At 66.8% G+C, this 17,779-nt stretch carries 15 protein-coding genes; 12 read left to right on the top strand and 3 right to left on the bottom strand.

All coding sequences use genetic code 11. From position 1 onward, the window contains the following. Positions 1 to 17: 17 nt before the first annotated feature. Positions 18 to 299: a hypothetical protein gene (locus FAZ98_RS18390; RefSeq protein WP_158952728.1), complete on the top strand. Its 282-nt coding sequence runs from the start codon at positions 18 to 20 to the stop codon at positions 297 to 299. 51 nt (positions 300 to 350) lie between these two features. Here FAZ98_RS18390 and FAZ98_RS18385 read toward each other — a convergent pair whose 3' ends face one another. Further along, positions 351 to 1,496, bottom strand: coding sequence for a helix-turn-helix transcriptional regulator (locus FAZ98_RS18385; RefSeq protein WP_158952727.1), 1,146 nt, complete (start codon positions 1,494 to 1,496; stop codon positions 351 to 353). Positions 1,497 to 1,990: 494 nt separating this feature from the next. On the opposite strand from FAZ98_RS18385, the gene FAZ98_RS18380 reads away from it, so the two are divergent. From FAZ98_RS18380 to FAZ98_RS18365, 4 genes are all read left to right on the top strand, one after another. Continuing rightward, complete coding sequence (locus FAZ98_RS18380; RefSeq protein WP_158952726.1) at positions 1,991 to 2,218, top strand: hypothetical protein; 228 nt, start codon at positions 1,991 to 1,993, stop codon at positions 2,216 to 2,218. Between the two features lie 136 nt (positions 2,219 to 2,354). Further along, complete coding sequence (locus tag FAZ98_RS18375) at positions 2,355 to 2,651, top strand: H-NS histone family protein (protein WP_158952725.1); 297 nt, start codon at positions 2,355 to 2,357, stop codon at positions 2,649 to 2,651. A gap of 566 nt (positions 2,652 to 3,217) precedes the next feature. Then, positions 3,218 to 4,819 carry a peptide chain release factor 3 gene (locus tag FAZ98_RS18370; protein ID WP_158952724.1) on the top strand — a complete coding sequence of 534 codons (1,602 nt, stop codon included), beginning with the start codon at positions 3,218 to 3,220 and terminating at the stop codon, positions 4,817 to 4,819. Between the two features lie 208 nt (positions 4,820 to 5,027). Then, the gene (locus FAZ98_RS18365) at positions 5,028 to 7,403 is read left to right on the top strand and encodes a bifunctional acetate--CoA ligase family protein/GNAT family N-acetyltransferase (RefSeq protein ID WP_158952723.1); all 2,376 of its coding nucleotides are present in this window, start codon (positions 5,028 to 5,030) and stop codon (positions 7,401 to 7,403) included. 106 nt (positions 7,404 to 7,509) lie between these two features. On the opposite strand, the gene FAZ98_RS18360 is transcribed toward FAZ98_RS18365, so the two are convergent. Then, on the bottom strand, positions 7,510 to 8,055 hold the full coding sequence (locus FAZ98_RS18360; protein ID WP_158952722.1) for a hypothetical protein: 546 nt from the start codon (positions 8,053 to 8,055) through the stop codon (positions 7,510 to 7,512). 207 nt (positions 8,056 to 8,262) lie between these two features. On the opposite strand from FAZ98_RS18360, the gene FAZ98_RS18355 reads away from it, so the two are divergent. Further along, entirely contained in the window at positions 8,263 to 10,302 is a 2,040-nt protein-coding gene (locus FAZ98_RS18355) for an O-linked N-acetylglucosamine transferase, SPINDLY family protein (RefSeq protein WP_158952721.1), read from the top strand. 40 nt (positions 10,303 to 10,342) lie between these two features. Here the strand turns inward: FAZ98_RS18355 and FAZ98_RS18350 are convergent, their stop codons facing one another. Continuing rightward, entirely contained in the window at positions 10,343 to 11,188 is an 846-nt protein-coding gene (locus FAZ98_RS18350) for an IclR family transcriptional regulator (protein WP_158952720.1), read from the bottom strand. A gap of 195 nt (positions 11,189 to 11,383) precedes the next feature. Between FAZ98_RS18350 and FAZ98_RS18345 the strand changes: the two genes are divergently transcribed. Genes FAZ98_RS18345 through FAZ98_RS18320 form a run of 6 tightly spaced genes read left to right on the top strand, consistent with a single transcriptional unit; the run spans position 11,384 to position 17,774 of the window. After that, a complete protein-coding gene (locus FAZ98_RS18345; protein ID WP_233272733.1) occupies positions 11,384 to 12,457 on the top strand; it encodes a sugar ABC transporter substrate-binding protein in 1,074 nt (357 codons plus the stop codon). Positions 12,458 to 12,465: 8 nt separating this feature from the next. Further along, on the top strand, positions 12,466 to 14,010 hold the full coding sequence (locus tag FAZ98_RS18340) for a sugar ABC transporter ATP-binding protein (RefSeq protein ID WP_158952719.1): 1,545 nt from the start codon (positions 12,466 to 12,468) through the stop codon (positions 14,008 to 14,010). Next, entirely contained in the window at positions 14,000 to 15,037 is a 1,038-nt protein-coding gene (locus FAZ98_RS18335; protein WP_158952718.1) for an ABC transporter permease, read from the top strand. Before FAZ98_RS18340 ends, FAZ98_RS18335 begins: the two co-directional genes overlap by 11 nt. 21 nt (positions 15,038 to 15,058) lie before the next feature. Beyond that, positions 15,059 to 15,385 carry a UxaA family hydrolase gene (locus tag FAZ98_RS18330; RefSeq protein ID WP_233272732.1) on the top strand — a complete coding sequence of 109 codons (327 nt, stop codon included), beginning with the start codon at positions 15,059 to 15,061 and terminating at the stop codon, positions 15,383 to 15,385. Positions 15,386 to 15,398: 13 nt separating this feature from the next. Beyond that, positions 15,399 to 16,712 carry a UxaA family hydrolase gene (locus FAZ98_RS18325; RefSeq protein WP_158952716.1) on the top strand — a complete coding sequence of 438 codons (1,314 nt, stop codon included), beginning with the start codon at positions 15,399 to 15,401 and terminating at the stop codon, positions 16,710 to 16,712. Between the two features lie 18 nt (positions 16,713 to 16,730). Next, positions 16,731 to 17,774 carry an aldo/keto reductase gene (locus FAZ98_RS18320; RefSeq protein ID WP_158952715.1) on the top strand — a complete coding sequence of 348 codons (1,044 nt, stop codon included), beginning with the start codon at positions 16,731 to 16,733 and terminating at the stop codon, positions 17,772 to 17,774. The last annotated feature ends 5 nt before the right edge of the window (positions 17,775 to 17,779 follow it).

Below are 17,779 nucleotides of genomic sequence, written 5' to 3'. Positions count from 1 at the left end.
CCCATCGGGGTGCTCCAATGACTCGTTTCGGTTCGTTGTTTACGTCGCGCCGCTCGTGGCGTCTGCCGGTTGCCGGCGCCTTGCTCGCGGCGCTCGCCGCCTGTAGCAGCGGTCCGCCGCTGTTCCTTTCCGACGGCCGGCCCACGGTGCAGGTGCAATGCCCGGCCTCCGGCGACCGCGATTCGTGCGTGCAGCAGGCGCGTTCGCGCTGCGGCGGCGCGGGCTACGACAACGTCGCGCAGACCACCGAAGGCAACAACTTCACGCTCGTGTTCGCTTGCCGCGCGGCGGCGAAGTAACCAACGCGCCTAGGCGGCCCCACCTAGGCGGCCCCACCTGGGCGGCCCCACCTAGGCGGTCCCTCCGTCCGGCGTGCCGCGCGCGTTGGGCGAGGGCAGATTGAGCAGCAGACGCAGCAGGTCGGCCTGGCGGCGCGTGGCCGTCTTCTGAAAGATCGATTGCAGTTGCTTGCGCACGGTGTCGTGCTGAACGCCCACCTGCGCGGCAATTTCCTTGAGCGCGAGACCCTCTGCGAGCAGCAGCGCGATGCGGCATTCGGCGGGCGATAGATCGAAGGCCGCGGCGAGCACCTGTTCGTCCACGGGCGGCGCCGACCTCGGGTGATAGAACGTCAGCGCCGCGTAAGCGCGCAGCTCGGCCGCCGAGGCGTCGTCGGGCGTCACCACCACGTTGTAGAACGCATAGAGCACTTCCTGCCCGTTCGCGCCGGAATACGCCGTGCCGCTCGTGGCATTCGTGCCGTTCGCGGCCGCCGCGTCGCTTCCATCGCCAACAATCCGCAGCGCCCGGAACCGCGCCGCCGCCGCCCGCGCGCCGCTCGCGCGGTTGCGCAGACGCGCCTCGTTCACGGCGATGTCTTCGAGCAGGCGCGCGTGGTGAGGCGCGGCCAGCGCGAGCCGGCGATTGCGCACGCGCACCAGCGAAGTGACGCGCAGCAACTGCTGCGCGGGCTCGTTGCTGTGCAGGACTTCGCCCTGCGCGCTCACGAGCATGGCGGGCGCGCGTTTGCGGGCGGCGAGCGCGTCGGCGTTCAGCGAGAAGCGGCGCGCGTAGAGCCGCACCGCGCGCGCCAGATGCGGCGTCAGGCGTTCGAGCAGCGCGCGGGCTTCGGCGTCGAGCGGGTCGCCTTCCGCGTCGGCGCTGCACGCGAGAATGACTGTGAGCCGCTGATGATCGACGAGCTTGCACAACGCGACGCAGCGATGCCCGTCCGCGGCCGGATAGAGCGCGAACCCGGTTGTGCCGCTGGCGGTGTCGCCGTTATCGGCGCCGTCGAGTTCGACGCCGCAATGGAGCCACTTGCTCGCCGGAAACGCGCGCAGCCAGGACAGCCGCGCGTCGTCGCGATACAGCGGGCGAATGCGTTCGAGCGGTTCGGCGCTCGCCAGCGCAAAACCGTCGCTCCATGAAAAAAGATCGCGCTGGCGGTCGAAACCGAACAGATGCACCGACGCCGCTTCGATTGCCTCACGCAAATGCGTGCAGACATCTTTCCAGGCGCAAGGATTATCAATGGTTTCGTAAATATCGTGCAGCAGGCGATCGTATTCTGATTCGTTTGTTTTCACGCCAATCTCATAGTTCGAGTCTTGGTCGGGCTCTTCGCTGGATTAATGCTCCCCGCATATCCTTCCACAATTGTGGAATATACAGACGCAATAGCCCCCGTTAATCTGCATTGTTGTGTGGATTCAATTTCAGGCTTCAGGTTGGACCTGTGGCCATCGACATTCCGTGCGGTAACCAACGGATGGTCGGCCGCACCGGTTTTATTCTGGGTCTCGTGTGTGGAAGAAAACGTCTAAATACGCCGGGGCTCGCGTACCGTGTCCAGATAGTGCAACGGACAGGCGCGGCATCAATATCGCACGATTATCCGCTTTAAACGGCGGGCTGGCGAGGCGGCGAAAGGCAGTGCGCGCTTTTCTGGAGTGTGCGCTCGATAAAATTTGTCATTACCGGGGCAGCGATGAATCATCACCAACTCGAAAAGGACATCGAGCATCTCGAACACGTGATCACGCGGCTTTCGGGCAGTGATCGCATTCCGCTTTCGTATTGGCGCGGAAGGCTGGATTCGGTGTCGACCGCGCATCTCGTGCCGTCGCAAATCCAGCGCGTCAAGCGCTTGAACGATGCGTTGCGCGCGCTCGAAGGCCGCGTTCAGCTCGAAGCGTTGCAGCAGCGCGGCCGCTAATCTGGCGCAAATATCGCGCTAATGCGACCTGAAACAAACCGTCGCGTCAGTTTTGTAAAAAAGCGCGCCAGGCGCGACGTTGACACTCCAAACCGGTCACAATGACGCGATCGCGACAAACTGGAGATGACGTTTCATGCCGAGCTACAAGCAATTAACCGCGCAACTGGAAAAGCTGCATAAGGAAGTGGCCGCGGCGCGCGAAAAAGAAGTTGCCCAGGCGATCGCCGAGATCAAGGAAAAGATCGCGGAATACGAAATCACGGCGGAAGAACTCGGTTTTTCGGAGCGTGCGGCGCCCGCCGCTGCGCGCAAGAAGGCATTGCCCGCGCGCTATCGCAATCCTAAAACGGGCGAAACCTGGAGCGGCCGGGGTCGCGCGCCGGGCTGGCTCGCGGGCAAGAATCGCGAACGCTTTCTTATCGCCGAATAAATCACGGGCGCCGTATTCAACCGGCGCCATTCCCGTAAAAGCTCACCATTAAGCCGCGCCCGCCCGCTTCTGCGCCGTTTTCTCGCTGTCTATTCGCGATCGGCGCTGGCGAGCCTGCTCGCTTTGAAACACGGCAAGTGCTTGTTCCGCAACGCGGTTTCGCTCGAAGCCAGCGTGAGCAAGCCGCGCGGGCCTGAGCGTGGTTGCGCGCATCGCCCCCGCATAAACCCCGTATAGCCCCATTTCCCGACCGCTCCCGTAAATCCTCACCGTTCAGCGGCGCGCGCAAACGCCGCTTCGCCAGACCCGGCCCGCAGCGAACATTGAGCCGACGGCCGTAATGACGTGTATCATTCGGTCCCGGCGCCGTTTTGCGCGAGCATCCCCGCATTGTTCCGATCGCTCGTGCTATTTGCCGTTGGGGGCTTGCTGTCATCGCGCCCCGTAACCCGGCAAAACTCTCGCAAGACCGCCGCAAGACGCCGCCCGCAAGCGCCGCCGCGCTCGCCGCAACCATCGCCGCGCGGCCCGGTTGCCCGAATTCATCCGTGATACCCGCCTTATCCATGTCAGTAGCCGAACTCAGACGCCGCCGCACGTTCGCGGTCATCTCTCACCCGGACGCGGGCAAAACCACGCTCACCGAAAAGCTGCTGCTGTTTTCGGGCGCGATCCAGATCGCCGGTACGGTGAAGGGCAAGAAGAGCGGCCGCTTCGCGACCTCCGACTGGATGGAGATCGAAAAGCAGCGCGGCATTTCGGTCGCCAGCTCGGTCATGCAGTTCGAGTACGGCGACGCCGTCATCAACCTGCTCGACACGCCGGGCCACGAAGACTTCTCGGAAGACACGTACCGCGTGCTGACGGCCGTGGACGCGGCCGTGATGGTGATCGACGGCGCGAACGGCGTGGAAGCGCAAACGCTCAAGCTGCTCGAAGTCTGTCGCAGCCGCAAGACGCCCATTCTCACGTTCATCAACAAGCTCGACCGCGAAGTGCGCGAGCCGCTCGAACTGCTCGACGAAATCGAGCAGCATCTGGGCGTGGCGGCGGTGCCGTTCACCTGGCCTATCGGCATGGGCAAGGAATTCCAGGGCGTGTACGACATCCAGCGCGACCAGGTGCGCGTGTTCCGCGCGGGTCAGGAATCGCTCGGCGGGGCGGTCGAAACGCTGCAGAACATCGGCGATGCCGACGGCGAAGCGCGCTTCGGCTATCACTGGAAGCGCACGAAGGAAGAAGTCGAGCTGATCACGGGCGCGACGCCCACCTTCGATCGCGACGCGTTCCTCGCGGGCCAGCAGTCGCCGGTGCTGTTCGGTTCGGCGATCAACAACTTCGGCGTGAAGGAAATTCTCGACGCGCTCGTCGACCTCGCGCCGCCGCCGTCGCCGCGCGCGGCCGTGCAGCGCGCGGTCTCGCCCGACGAAGCCAAATTCACAGGCGTCGTGTTCAAGGTGCAGGCCAACATGGACCTCGCGCACCGCGACCGCGTGGCGTTCATTCGCGTGTGCTCGGGGCATTTCGAGCGCGGCATGCAGCTGAAGGTCACGCGCAACAACAAGACCTTCCGCGCCAACAACGTGGTGAGCTTCCTCTCGCAGCGTCGCGAGACCGTGGCGGAGGCGTATCCTGGCGACATCATCGGTATTCCTAACCATGGCACGCTGAGCCTCGGCGACACGCTCACCGAAGGCGAAGACCTGCAATTCACGGGGCTGCCGTTCTTCGCGCCGGAAATTTTCCAGACCATCGAAGTGGTCGACCCGATGCGCGCGAAGCAACTGGGCGAAGCGCTCAAGCAGCTCGGCGAAGAAGGCGCGATCCAGGTGTTCCGCCCCATTCACGGCGGCGCGACCATTCTGGGCGCGGTCGGCCAGCTGCAGTTCGAGGTGGTGTCGCATCGTCTTTCGGCGGAATACAAGGTGGCCGTGCGCCTGATGCCCGCGCGTTATCGCCTCTCGCGCTGGGTGACCTGCGACGATCCCGCCGAACTGCGCCGCTTCACCGACTCGTACGAGGCGCGCATGGCCTACGACGCGTCGAACGCGCCCACCTATCTCGCTTCGCATGTGTCCGAGATCGAGGTCGCGCAAAAGGCCTGGCCGAAGATCGTGTTCAACGAATTGCGCGAGCATTCCGGCGCGCCGTTCAAGAAGGCGATGTAAGCGCGTTTCGCGCATGTTGCTTGCGCTTGCCGCAAGCCAGAAAACGGCTGCGTTCCGGCACGAACGCGGCCGTTTTTGTTTTGACGCCGATAACGCGTGCGACGCCATGCCGCCGTGCTGTCGCGCCGGCGCCGCGGGCGAAATGCGCGCACCGCCAGGCCGATTCACCTATCCTCCTTCGTGATGGCCAACACCACGAGGAGCGCCTGTGACCGTACGCAATCTCGACGCGATATTCCAGCCGAAATCCGTCGCCGTGATCGGCGCGTCGCGGCGTCCGGGCAGTATCGGCGGCATGGTGTGGGAACGGCTGGTCGAAGGCGGTTTCGCGGGGCCGCTGTGGGCGGTGAATCCGCATCACGCGGGCGAATCGGACAACTTCGACGGGCACACGGTGCTCGCCGACGCGGGCGATCTGCCCGAAGCGCCCACCGTCGCCATCCTCTGCACGCGCCCGGCCACGTGGCCCGCGCTCGTGCACCGGCTGGGCGGCATGGGCACGCGCGCGGCCATCGTCGTGGGCGAAGTGCGCGACGAAGACGACCGCACACACCTGCGTCACGCGCTCGCGGCGGCGCGCCCGCATCTGCTGCGTATCGTGGGACCGGGCAGCCTGGGCGCGCTCACGCCCGCGCTCAACGCGCAACTGGGCGCCGCCGCATCGATCGCGCGCAAGGGCGGCGTGGCGTGGGTCTCGCAGTCGAACGCGCTCACCAACGCCGTGCTGCGCTGGGCCGGCGCGCGCGGGCTGGGTTTTTCGCACGTGATCGCGCTGGGCGGCGAGTGCGACGTGGATGCCGGCGACGTGCTCGACTATCTCGCGAGCGACCCGTCCACGCGCGCGATCCTGCTCGAAGTCGACACGATCCGCGCGGCGCGCAAGTTCATGTCGGCGGCGCGCGCGGCGGCGCGTAACAAGCCCGTGCTGGCGTTGCGCAGCGGCCGCGACGACGCCGGCGACGCGCTCTACACGGCCGCGTTCCGGCGCGCGGGCCTCGTGCGCGTGGACACGCTCGACGACCTGCTCGACGAAATCGAAACGCTCGGCGTGGGTCGCGTGGCCGCGAGCGACACGGCCACGCTCATCACCAGCGACCGCGGCGTGGCCACGCTCGCGCGCGACGCCTTCCTGAAAGCCGGCGACACGCTCGCGCCCTGGAGCGCCGAAGCGCGCGCGGCCATCGAAACCGCGCTGCCGCACGCGCAGGCCGGCAATCCGCTCGTGCTCGGCGACACCGCGAAGCCCGAGCATTTCGGCCTCGCGCTGCAAACGCTCGCGCCGCAGCGCTCGACGGGCACCGCGTTCGTCGTGCACGCGCCCACGCACAGCGCGCCCGTGGAAGCGGTGGCGCGCACGCTCATCGAGCAGCAGCGCTTTGCGTATCGCGGCATGCTCGCGTGCTTCTTCGGCGGCGTGGACGAGGCCACGCGCGACGCGCTGCACGCGCACGGCATTCCCGTGCACACCACGCCACGGCGCCTCGCGCGCGCGTTCGCGCGTCTCGTCGACTACCGGCTCGGCCGCGAATTGCTGATGCAGACGCCCGAGACCCTGCCCGCGCAAGGCGCCGCCCTGATCGAGGCGGCGCAGGGCGAGGCGCGCGCGGCGCTGGCACGCGGCCAGGCGGCGCTGGAAGGCGAGGCGGCGGCGCGGCTGCTCGGCCGCTTCGGGCTGCATTGCGAGCCCGAGATTCATGGCGATGCGGGCCCCGGCGTGAAGCCCGTGGTGGACGTGGCCGTGGAGTTTCGCGACGACGACAACTTCGGCCCGGTGTTCCACTTTGTCGCGCCTTCGCCCGACGGCATGTCGCCGCCGTTGCGCGTGTATAGCCTGCCGCCGCTCAATCCGGTGCTCTCGCGCGATATCGTGGCGCGCTCGCCGTATGCGCGTTACGTGGCGCCCGAGCCCACGCTCACGGCGCTCACGCAGCTCTCGCAGGCCGTGTGCGAGGTGCGCGAGATCGTTGGCGTGAGGTTGACGCTGCGCGTGCTGCCCACGGCCACGCTGATCGTGGCGCCGCGTCTGCAACTCGCGGAGAAGCGCAGCCGTTTCGCGATCATGCCGTATCCGCGCCGCCTCGAAGAAACGCTCGACTGGCACGGCCAGCGCCTGACGATCCGGCCGATCCGCCCTGAAGACGAGGAACAGCATCGCCGTTTCGTCGAGTCGATGACGCCCGACGATCTGCGCCTGCGCTTCTTTTCGGCGGTGCGCAGCTTCGACCACACGCAACTCGCGCGCATGACGCAGATCGATTACGACCGCGAGATGGCGCTGGTCGCGACCGTGGACGACGACGACGGCAAGCCGCGCACGCTCGGCGTCGTGCGGGCGGTCGCGGACCCCGACAACGAAACCGCCGAATTCGCCGTGGCGATCCTCTCGAATCTCAAGGGGCGCGGGTTGGGGCAGTTGCTGATGTCGCGCATCGTCGCTTACGTGCGCTCGCGCGGCACGCCCTGGCTGGTGGGCGAGGCGCTGCGCGAGAACGCGCCGATGATCGCGCTCGCGCGCCGCTGCGGCTTCACGGTCACGCCAACGGACGATCCGGGCGTGGTGGGCTTTCGCATGGCGCTGGAGTGACGCGCGGCGAACGGTTTTTATCGTCGATATAAAAGCGCGCGGTTCTTGTCGAACCGCGCGCTTTTTTTCGCACGAAGACTTCAGTGCATGGCGTGCCTTCGATACATCAGGCAGCCAGCTTGCCGAGCGCCTCGTCGATCTGGCCGCGCGTGAGCGACAGTTCCTCGAGCCATGCTTGCGCGTACTGCGCGCCCGTTTCCTTTTCGAGTCGCGCGATGGTCGCGGCGCAACGCGCGGTGTCCTTGGGCGTGGCGATGAACGCCTTCACCGACTGGCCGCCCTGGAACGCCTCGAACAGCGGCGCGCGAACTTCGTCGGGCAGCGCGCGCGTGGTCCACTGGTGCGTCTTGCCGTTGAACGTGAGCGAGGGCGGCAGCACGCGCTCCTTGCGCGTGGCGGGAATCAGGCCGAAATTGCGCGCGGCTTCGGCGATCTGCTCCTGCGTGTACAGCTCTTCGGGCGCGATGTCGAACTCGGCGATCGCGGTTTCGACGGTCTTCATCGCGTCGGCACGGTCGTCGCGTTTTTTCTGCGCGCGCGCGACGATATCGCGCAGCTCGTCGGCTTCGTCGGGCGAGATCGTGAAGCTCGCCTGCTTCTGCTGAAGCTCGGAAAAACGCTGGAATTCTTGATCGGTCAGAAGTTTCGCCATGAGATTCGAATGCGCGCGCGCCGCGCTCGAGGCCGAGACGGTGCGCGGGATTTTTTGGAGGGTCGCCATTCTAACCGGTTTTGCGCCCGGCGCTTCCGTCCCCGTCATCGGTGCCGGGTCGACCGAGCTTCGTTGCCGTCGTTTTCATCGCATCGATGTAAGACCCGTCCGATTTTCGCGCGCCGGCTCGCTGACTAACATCGCGGGATGAACTCATCCCGCCCTTCCTCTGCTTCCGCCGCCGCGCGCTCGCACGCCACCACGCTGCTACAGCGCGGTATCGGCCATCTCAACGACGAAAAATACCCGCACGCGCAGGCGCTCTTTCGCGAGATCCTCGCGGAAGATCCGCAGCACGCCGACGCGCTGCATCTGCTGGGCGTGACCCTCGCGCGCCAGTCGCAATTCGCCGAAGCCGAAAAGTCCATTCGCGCGGCGCTCGCCCAGCGCGAGAGCGGGACGTACCGGCGCGATCTGGCCTGGACGCTGCTCTGGCAGGGCCGCGACGGCGAAGCGATCGAGGCGTATCGCGCGGCCATCGGCCATGGCGTGCGCGAGGCGCGCGTGTTCAACAACCTCGGCAATCTGCTCAAGAAGCGCCATTCGATACCGCAAGCCGAGGCGTGCTATCGCGAGGCTATTGCCACCGACCCGCGCTATGCGGTTGCCTACAGCAATCTCGCGATGCTGCAACAGGACGCGGGCCAGCTCGAAGCGGCCGGGGAAAATCTGCGTGAAGCGCTGAAGCTCGACGGTAATTCGCCGCATCTCTGGCAGTGCTATGGCGGCTTGCTGGAGCGCATGGACCGCATCGAGGAAGCCGACGAAGCGTACTGCCGCGGCGGCCGCTGGGAAGCCGCGCAGTACGTGCGGCGGCGCGAGGCGCATTGGCGGCAGCTCGACGAAATCGACACGGCGGCGCTCTCGATGGTCGCGCAAGGCACGGCGGACAACCTCACGCCGTGGTGTCTGCTGGGCATTCCCTCGCTCACGCCGGAACTGCATCGCGACGCGGGCGCGCGCTTCGCGCAAAGCCGTTGGCGCGGCGAACTGGCGGCGCCGTTCATGGTGGCGCGCGGTGCGGGGCTGGCGGCCGCGCTCGCGCGTTGCGCGGCGGGCGAGCGCTTGCGCGTCGGTTATCTATCGGCGGACTTTTACGATCACGCCACGCTGCGGCTGCTGGCGGGCGTGCTCGAATTGCATGACGCCGCGCGCTTCGACGTGCATCTCTATTCCTATGGCCCCGATCCCGATGCCACCGCGCGCGAACGCTTCGCGCACGTGCGCGGCACGTGGCACGACCTGAGCGCGCTTTCCGACGCGCAGGCGGCCGCGCAAATCGCCCACGACGGCGTGCATCTGCTCGTCGATCTCAAGGGCTACACCACGGGCGCGCGCCTCGGCATCACGGCGCTGCGGCCCGCGCCCGTGGTCGTGAGCTGGCTCGGCTATCCGGGCTCGCTCGGCCATGCGCGTCTCGCCGATTACGTCATCTCCGACGCCATCGTTTCACCGCCCGCCATGGCCGCGCACTACAGCGAAACGCTCGCGCTCATGCCGCAGTGCTATCAGCCGGTCGATCATCGGCGTCATGGCGCGGCCGTGCCCACGCGCGCGCAGGCGGGCCTGCCCGAAACGGGTTTCGTGTTTTGCAGCTTCAATCAAACCTTCAAGTTCAACGCGCCGATGTCGGCGTTGTGGGCGCGGCTGCTCAAGGCCACGCCGGGCAGCGTGCTGTGGCTGCTCGATCCCGGTTCCGGGCGTGCGCGCGGCAATCTGCGGCAGTTCTACGCCGATCAGGGCGTGGATGCCGCACGCGTGATCTTCGCGCCCAAACTGCCGCAAGAATCGCATCTCGCGCGTTTGCCGCTCGCCGATCTCGCGCTCGATACCTTGCCGACCGGTTCGCACACCACGGGCAGCGACGCGCTCTGGGCCGGCGTGCCGATGGTGAGCGTGCCCGGCACGCTGTTCGCGGGCCGGGTGGGCGCGAGTCTGCTGCATGCCGTGGGGCTCGACGAACTCGTCGCCCGTGATCTCGACGCGTATTTCCAGATCGCGCTCGGGTTCGCGTTCGACGCGCCGTGGCGCGCGCGCGTGCGCGACAAGCTCGCGGCGGCGCGCGGCACCGCGCCGCTCTTCGACACGCCCGCATTCACACGCGATCTCGAACGGCTTTACATGGCGATCGTCGAGCGCGAAGCGCACGGCACGCGTGGCGATCGCACGCCGGTGATCGCGCGTTAAGCACGTAGCCCTCGTCGCCAAGGCAGGCGCGCGCCGAGCCTCACGCCGCGCCTTCGTCCCGCAACATCGAAAGCGCCTGCACGATCTCGCCGAGCATGCGCGTGGCTTCATCGAGCGAGGGCGCCACGTATTCGTCGATCCGCTTCAGAAACGGGCACGTGAGCGCCGCCATTGCCTGCCCGGACGGCCCGAGCACGGGAAACGTCACGTCCGTCACGCCAAAAATCTGCTGGCTGTCCGTGCGCGAGAAACCCGTCTCGCGCACGCGCTCGCACGCGGCTTCGAGCGCCGCGTGATCGATCGTCACTTCGCCTTTCACCTTGGTGTGTTCCGCGAGCATGTGCGCCCGCTGCTCCGGCGTTTGCCACGCGAGCAGCGTGCGGCCCGAACTCGTGTCGACGAGACCCACGCGCGAGCCGAGCCGCACCGCGATGCCCCACGTGCCCGGCCCGTCGACCTGGGCGATCACGAGCAGATTGCCGCGGTCGTAGACGGTGAGGTGGCAGGACTGCTCGGCGTCGTTGGCGAAGCGCTGCATGAGCGGCAGCGCCTCGGCGATCAGGCGCTCCATGGGCGGATGTCGATGCGCGAGCGCGAATAGCTTGAGGCTGAGCGCGTAGCGGTCGCCGGCTTCGGAGCGCATCACGTACTGGCGCGCCACGAGCCGCTCCAGCATGCGGTAGATCTCGCTCGCATTGCGGCCGAGCGCCTTGGTGATTTCCGCGCGCGTGAGGCCGCCGCGCTGCTCGGCGAGCAATTCGAGGATGTCGAGTCCTTTGTCCAGCGCGGGCGCGCGGTAGCGGTCGCCGTCGTCGCGCTCGTCTCTATCGTCCTTCTCGTCTTCGATCGCGCTTTCGGGAAGCGGCGGTTTCGCGTGGTTTTTCATTCGAGCGTTCCCAGGGAAATTACGGACCGATGCTGCGCTGCACATTCCTTGACCTTGATCGATGCGTATATGAATAATACGTTCACTGGTGAACATGCGCCAGCGAGACACGGTAGAAAAGCGGCACGACAACGACAGCATCCGACGCATGCGCCCGGTACGAATCGGGCGCGTGCGACCCACAAGGAGACAGACATGGCGTTCGCAAACGGGCTCGTTCGGGCCCGCTCATCCACTGGCGCCCGCACGGCGCGCAAACTCGCGCGCGCGGCCACCCGCGCAACCGGGGCGCTTTGCCTCACCGCCATCTGCGCCGCGAGCGTGGCCCACGCCGCGGACACCGGCAAGGTCGGCCTCGGTCTGCCGCTGCTCACCTCGCCGTTCTGGCAGTCGTACAACAACTACCTCGGCGTCTACGCGAAGCAGATGGGCATCGACATACTCGCGCCCGTCAATTCGAACAACGACCCCGCCCAGCAGATCACGGACATGAACAACATGATCAATCTGGGCGCGAAGGGCATCGTGGTCGGGCCGATCGATTCGGCCGCGATCAGCCGCGCGCTCGACAACGCCGCGCAGAAGAACGTCAAGATCGTGGCCGTGGACGTCGCGCCCACGCAAGGCACCGTGGCGATGGTCGTGCGCGCCGACAACCGCGCTTACGGCGAAAAAGCCTGCAAGTACATTGGCGAGCACGTGAAGTCGGGCAAGGTCGTGCAGATCATGGGCGATCTGGCCTCGGTGAACGGCCGCGACCGCTCGGAAGCGTTTCGCGCTTGCCTGAAGGGCTATCCGGCGCTTTCGCTGCTCGAAATTCCGGCGGGCTGGAAGGGCGACGTGGCGGCGAGCGCGCTCGACAGCCTGCTCACGGCGAACCCCGACGTGAAAGCGATCTACATGCAGGCGGGCGGCGTGTATCTCTCGCCGACCTTGCAAACGCTGCGCCGCAAGCAATTGCTGTTTCCCGCCGGCGATCCGAAGCACATCGTGATCGTCTCGAACGACGGCATTCCTCAGGAGTTCGACGCGATCCGCAAGGGCGAGATCGACGCGACCATTTCGCAACCCGCCGACGCGTACGCGAAATACGGCTTGTACTACATGAAGGCCGCGCTCGAAGGCAAGACGTTCAAGCCGGGCAAGACCGATCACGACAGCACGATCGTGCAGTTGCAGCCGGGCGTGCTCGAAGACCAGTTGCCCGCGCCGCTCGTGACGAAGCAGAACGTCGACGACAAGAACCTGTGGGGTAACACGGTCAAATGAGCGGTCAAATGAGCGTTCCGACGATCGATCCCGTGAGCGCGCTCGCGAGCGCGCCGCCCGTGGTCGAGGCGAGCGGCGTGACGAAGCGCTTCGGCTCCACGGCGGCGCTCGCGAATGTGAGCCTGCGCGTGATGGCGGGCGAGTCGCACGCGCTCGTGGGCCGCAACGGCGCGGGCAAGTCCACGCTCGTGTCGATCCTCACCGGCCTGCGCAAACCCGACGAGGGCAGCGTGCAGTTCAACGGCGCGGCCGCGCCGCCTATTGCCGACCGCGACGCGTGGCGCGAACGCGTTGCGTGCGTGTATCAGCATTCGACGATCATTCGCGATCTCACGGTTGCGGAGAATCTGTTCATCAATCGTCAGCCGAAGAAGCGCGGCGTGATCGACTGGCCGACCATGCGCCGCGAGGCGCGCGCGTTGCTCGACCATTGGCGTATCGACGTGCGCGAGGCGGCGCGCGCGGGCGATCTCACGGTGGAAGCGCGTCAGCTCGTGGAGATCGCGCGGGCGCTCTCGTATGGCGCGCGTTTCATCATCCTCGACGAACCCACCGCGCAACTCGACGGCGAGGAGATCAAGCGGCTCTTCAAACGTATCGACGAATTGCAGCGCGAAGGCGTGACGTTCCTGTTCATCTCGCACCACCTGCAGGAGGTGTACGAGATTTGCCAGGCCGTGACGGTGCTGCGCGATGCGCGTCATATCGTCAGCGCGCCGGTGGCCGAGTTGCCGCGTGAACGGTTGATCGAAGCGATGACGGGCGAGCGCGGCGGCCTCAATGTCGCCGACGCCGCCGCGCGCGCCGCCTTGCCCGCCGGTGCGCCGCTCGCGCTCGAAGTGAACGCGCTGGCGGGCCACGACTATCGCGGCGTGTCGTTCGCCGTGCGGCGCGGCGAAGTGGTCGGCCTCACGGGCGCGACCAGCAGCGGCCGCACGAGCGTGGGCGAAGCCATCGCCGGACTCACGGCGCAGCAGGCCGGCGAGATACGCGTGAAAGGGGCGTTGCTGCCGCCCGGCGACGTGCCTGCCGCGCTCGCGCAAGGCGTGGGCTGCGTGCCGAAGGACCGCCATCACGAAGGTCTCGTGCTCACGCAGTCGATTGCCGAAAACGCTTCGATGACGATCGCGGGCCGGCTCGGCCGCTTCGGTTTCGCGCCGCCCGCGAAAAAGCAGCGCGTGGGCCGCAGCATGATCGAAGCGCTCGGCATTGTCGCGCAAGGTCCGGACCACGCGGTTGCCGGTTTGTCGGGCGGCAATCAGCAGAAAGTGGTGATGGCGCGCGCCCTGGCCAGCCATCCCGACGTGCTCGTGCTCATCGACCCCACGGCGGGCGTGGACGTGAAATCGAAGGAAGCGCTGCTTTCCGTGGTGGATCGCGTGCGCGACGAAGGCAAGGCCGTGCTCGTGGTGTCGAGCGAACTCGACGACCTGCGCACCTGCGACCGCGTGCTCGTGATGTTTCGCGGCGAAGTGGTCGCGGAGATGCCCGCGGGCTGGAAGGACCACGAGTTGATTGCATCGATCGAAGGAGTCGATCTTCATGAAGAATAGTGTTTCCACGCCCGCGTTCGCCGCGGCGCAGGGCGATTCGCCGGCCGCTCGCAACGCCCGCCCGCGCATCGAACTGGCGCGCTTGCGGGACTTCGCGCTGCTGCCCGCGCTCGTGCTGCTGATCGTGATTGGCGGCTTCGTGAGCCCGAGTTTCCTCACGCGCGCGAATCTCATCAGCGTGCTCGGCGCTTCGGCGGCGCTCGCGCTGGTCGTGCTCGCCGAATCGCTGATCGTGCTCACGGGCAAGTTCGATCTCTCGCTCGAATCCACGGTGGGCATCGCGCCCGCCGTGGGCGCGATGCTCGTGATGCCCGCGGCGTCGGCGGGATTCGGCGTGCAATGGCCCGCGTTGGCCGGGCTGATTGCGATTGTCGTGGTGGGCGCGGTGATCGGCTTCGTCAACGGCTTTCTCGTGGTGCGGCTGCGGCTCAACGCGTTCATCGTCACGCTCGCCATGCTGATCGTGCTGCGCGGCATGCTCGTGGGCGCGACCAAAGGCGGCACGCTGTTCGACATGCCGCCGTCGTTCTTCACGCTCGCCACCACCATCGTGCTCGGTTTGCCGCTTTCGGTGTGGCTCGCGGCGGCGGCATTCGCGATTGCCGCGTTCATGCTGCGCTACCACCGCGTGGGGCGCGCGCTCTACGCGATTGGCGGCAATCCCGACGCGGCGCGCGCGGCCGGCATTCGCGTGGAGCGCATCACGTGGGGCGTGTTCGTGCTCGGCAGCGTGCTCGCGGCGCTCGGCGGCCTGATCGTCACGGGTTACGTGGGCGCGATCAACGCGAACCAGGGCAACGGCATGATCTTCACCGTGTTCGCGGCGGCCGTGATCGGCGGCATTTCGCTCGACGGCGGCAACGGCACGATGTTCGGCGCGCTTTCGGGCGTGCTGCTGCTCGGCGTGGTGCAGAACCTGCTGACGCTCGCACAGGTGCCGTCGTTCTGGATTCAGGCGATCTACGGCGCGATCATCCTCGGCTCGCTGATGGTGGCGCGGCTCGCGGGTGGCGACGCGCAGAATTAACGCATGCAGCGGAGAACGAACGTGAACGCAAGCACCGCGCAAACCGACCCGCGCCTCATCCTGCTTTCCCCCGACGACAATTGCCTGATCGCGGCCGCGCGGCTCGCGCAGGGCGAGACGCTGGAGATCGAAGGCGAGCGCGTGACGCTCGCGAAGACGATCGAACTCGGGCACAAGGTCGCGCGCCGCGCGCTCGCGCAGGACGAGAAGGTCGTGCGCTACGGCGCGCGCATCGGCCATGTGACCACGGCGGTGGCGCGCGGCGAGCATCTGCACACGCACAACCTCGAAAGCGATTACCTGCCGACCTATACGCACGACGCGGGCCACGAATTCGTCTCGCACTAGCAGGACTCATGTCATGACTTCAAGCAACGTCACTTCCTCGCCTGCCGGCGCGCCCATGCTCGAAGGCTGGTTGCGCAGCGACGGCCGCAAGGGCATTCGCAACGTGGTCGCGGTTGCGTATCTCGTGGAATGCGCGCATCACGTGGCGCGCGAGATCGTCGCGCATTTTCGCGTGCCGCTCGATGCCTTCGACGATGGCGGCGCGCCCGCTGAAGCGCCCGTGCATCTGATCGGCTTTCCCGGCTGCTTTCCGAATAGCTATGCCGAGAAGATGATGACGCAACTCACCACGCACCCGAACGTGGGCGCGGTGCTGTTCGTCTCGCTCGGCTGCGAGAGCATGAACAAGCATTATCTCGTCGATCAGGTGCGCGCGAGCGGCAGGCCGGTAGAAGTCCTGACGATTCAGGAAAAGGGCGGAACGCGCAGCACGATTCAGTACGGCGTGGATTGGGTGCGAGACGCGCGCGCGCAACTGGCGCTGCAACGGAAAGTGCCGATGCGGCTCGACGAACTCGTGGTCGGCACCATTTGCGGCGGCTCGGACGGCACGAGCGGCATCACGGCGAATCCGGCCGTGGGCCGCGCGTTCGACAAGCTGATCGAAGCGGGCGCGGCGTGCATCTTCGAGGAAACCGGCGAACTCGTGGGTTGCGAATTCCACATGGAAAGCCGCGCCGCGCGACCGGAACTGGGCGCGGAGATCGTCAAATGCGTGGCGAAGGCGGCGCGCTATTACTCGATCCTCGGGCACGGTTCGTTCGCGGTGGGCAATGCCGACGGCGGCCTCACCACGCAGGAAGAGAAGTCGCTGGGCGCCTACGCGAAAAGCGGCGCCTCGCCGATCGTCGGCATCGTCAAGCCGGGCGACGTGCCGCCCACGGGCGGCCTGTATTTGCTCGACGTGGTGCCCGACGGCGAGCCACGCTTCGGATTCCCGAATATCAGCGACAACGCCGAAATTGCCGAACTCATCGCGTGCGGCTCGCACATCATTCTGTTCACGACGGGGCGCGGTTCCGTGGTGGGTTCCGCGCTTGCGCCCGTCATCAAGGTGTGCGCGAATCCGGTCACGTATCGCAACCTGTCCGGCGACATGGACGTGGACGCGGGCCGCATTCTCGAAGGCCGCGCGACGCTCGACGAGGTGGGCCGCGAAGTGTTCGAGCGCACGCTGGCCGTGGCGAACGGAGAACCTTCGAAGTCCGAAGGATTAGGGCATCAGGAATTCATTCTCACGTACAAGACCTTCGAGCCGGTCGGTCCCGCCTGCCTGCCCGCGAGCGCGCGCGTGAGCGTGCCGATCGTCGACGTGGCGTCGCACTGAAAACGGAGAGCGTACGCGATGGCGCAAAACGAGCAGCATTCCGGCGTGACGCAAAAGCGCCGTATCGGCCGCACGGCGCTGGCCGTCACGGCGCTGGGCCTCGGCACCGCGCCGCTAGGCGGCCTCTACCGCGATCTCACGGAGGACGAGGCGCAAGCCACGGTGGAGGCCGCGTGGCAAGCCGGTATCCGCTACTTCGATACCGCGCCGCATTACGGCCACACGAAGGCGGAGCACCGGTTGGGCGCGGCGTTGCGGCGTTATCCGCGTGATGAATTCGTACTCTCGACCAAGGTCGGGCGGCGTTTCGTGCCGCGCACGCACGCGTACGACGGCAGCGAAGGCTGGCAAGATCCGCTGCCGTTCGAAGCGATCTACGACTACACGCGCGACGGCATTCTGCGCTCGTTCGAGGACAGCCAGATGCGGCTCGGCATGGTCGAGATCGACATGGTGCTGGTGCACGATATCGGCCGCTTCACGCATGGCGATCGCAACGCGCACTACTGGCGGCAACTCGCCGACGAAGGTGGCTTTCGCGCGCTCGACGAATTGCGGGCCGCGGGCGCGATCAAGGCGATCGGCTTTGGCGTGAACGAGCGCGAAGTGATCCTCGACGCCATGCGCGAGTTCGATATCGATTGCGCGCTGCTCGCGGGCCGTTACACGCTGCTGGAGCAGGCGCCGCTCGACGACCTGCTGCCCGAATGCGAGCGCAAGGGCGTGAGCATTCTGCTGGGCGGCGCGTTCAATTCGGGCATTCTCGCGCGCGGCTTGCTCGGCGATCTCAAGTTCAATTACGGCGCGGCGCCGCGCGAGGTGGTCGAGCGCGTCGCGCAACTCGACACCGTGTGCCGCGCTTACGATGCGCCGCTCGCAGCGGCCGCATTGCAGTTTCCGTATGCGCATCCGGCGGTCGCGACGGTGCTCAACGGCGCGCGCAGCGCGGACGAAGTGCGCGAGAACGTGGCGTCGTTCGAAACACGCCTGCCGCGCGAATTGTGGCTGGCGCTGCGCGAGAAAGGGTTCGTCGATTCGCGTGCGCCGCTGCCGCAGGTGTGACATGA

This window comes from Paraburkholderia acidisoli, assembly GCF_009789675.1.
Classification (GTDB): Bacteria; Pseudomonadota; Gammaproteobacteria; order Burkholderiales; family Burkholderiaceae; genus Paraburkholderia; species Paraburkholderia acidisoli.
This window is presented reverse-complemented; position numbering and strand designations above follow the sequence as displayed.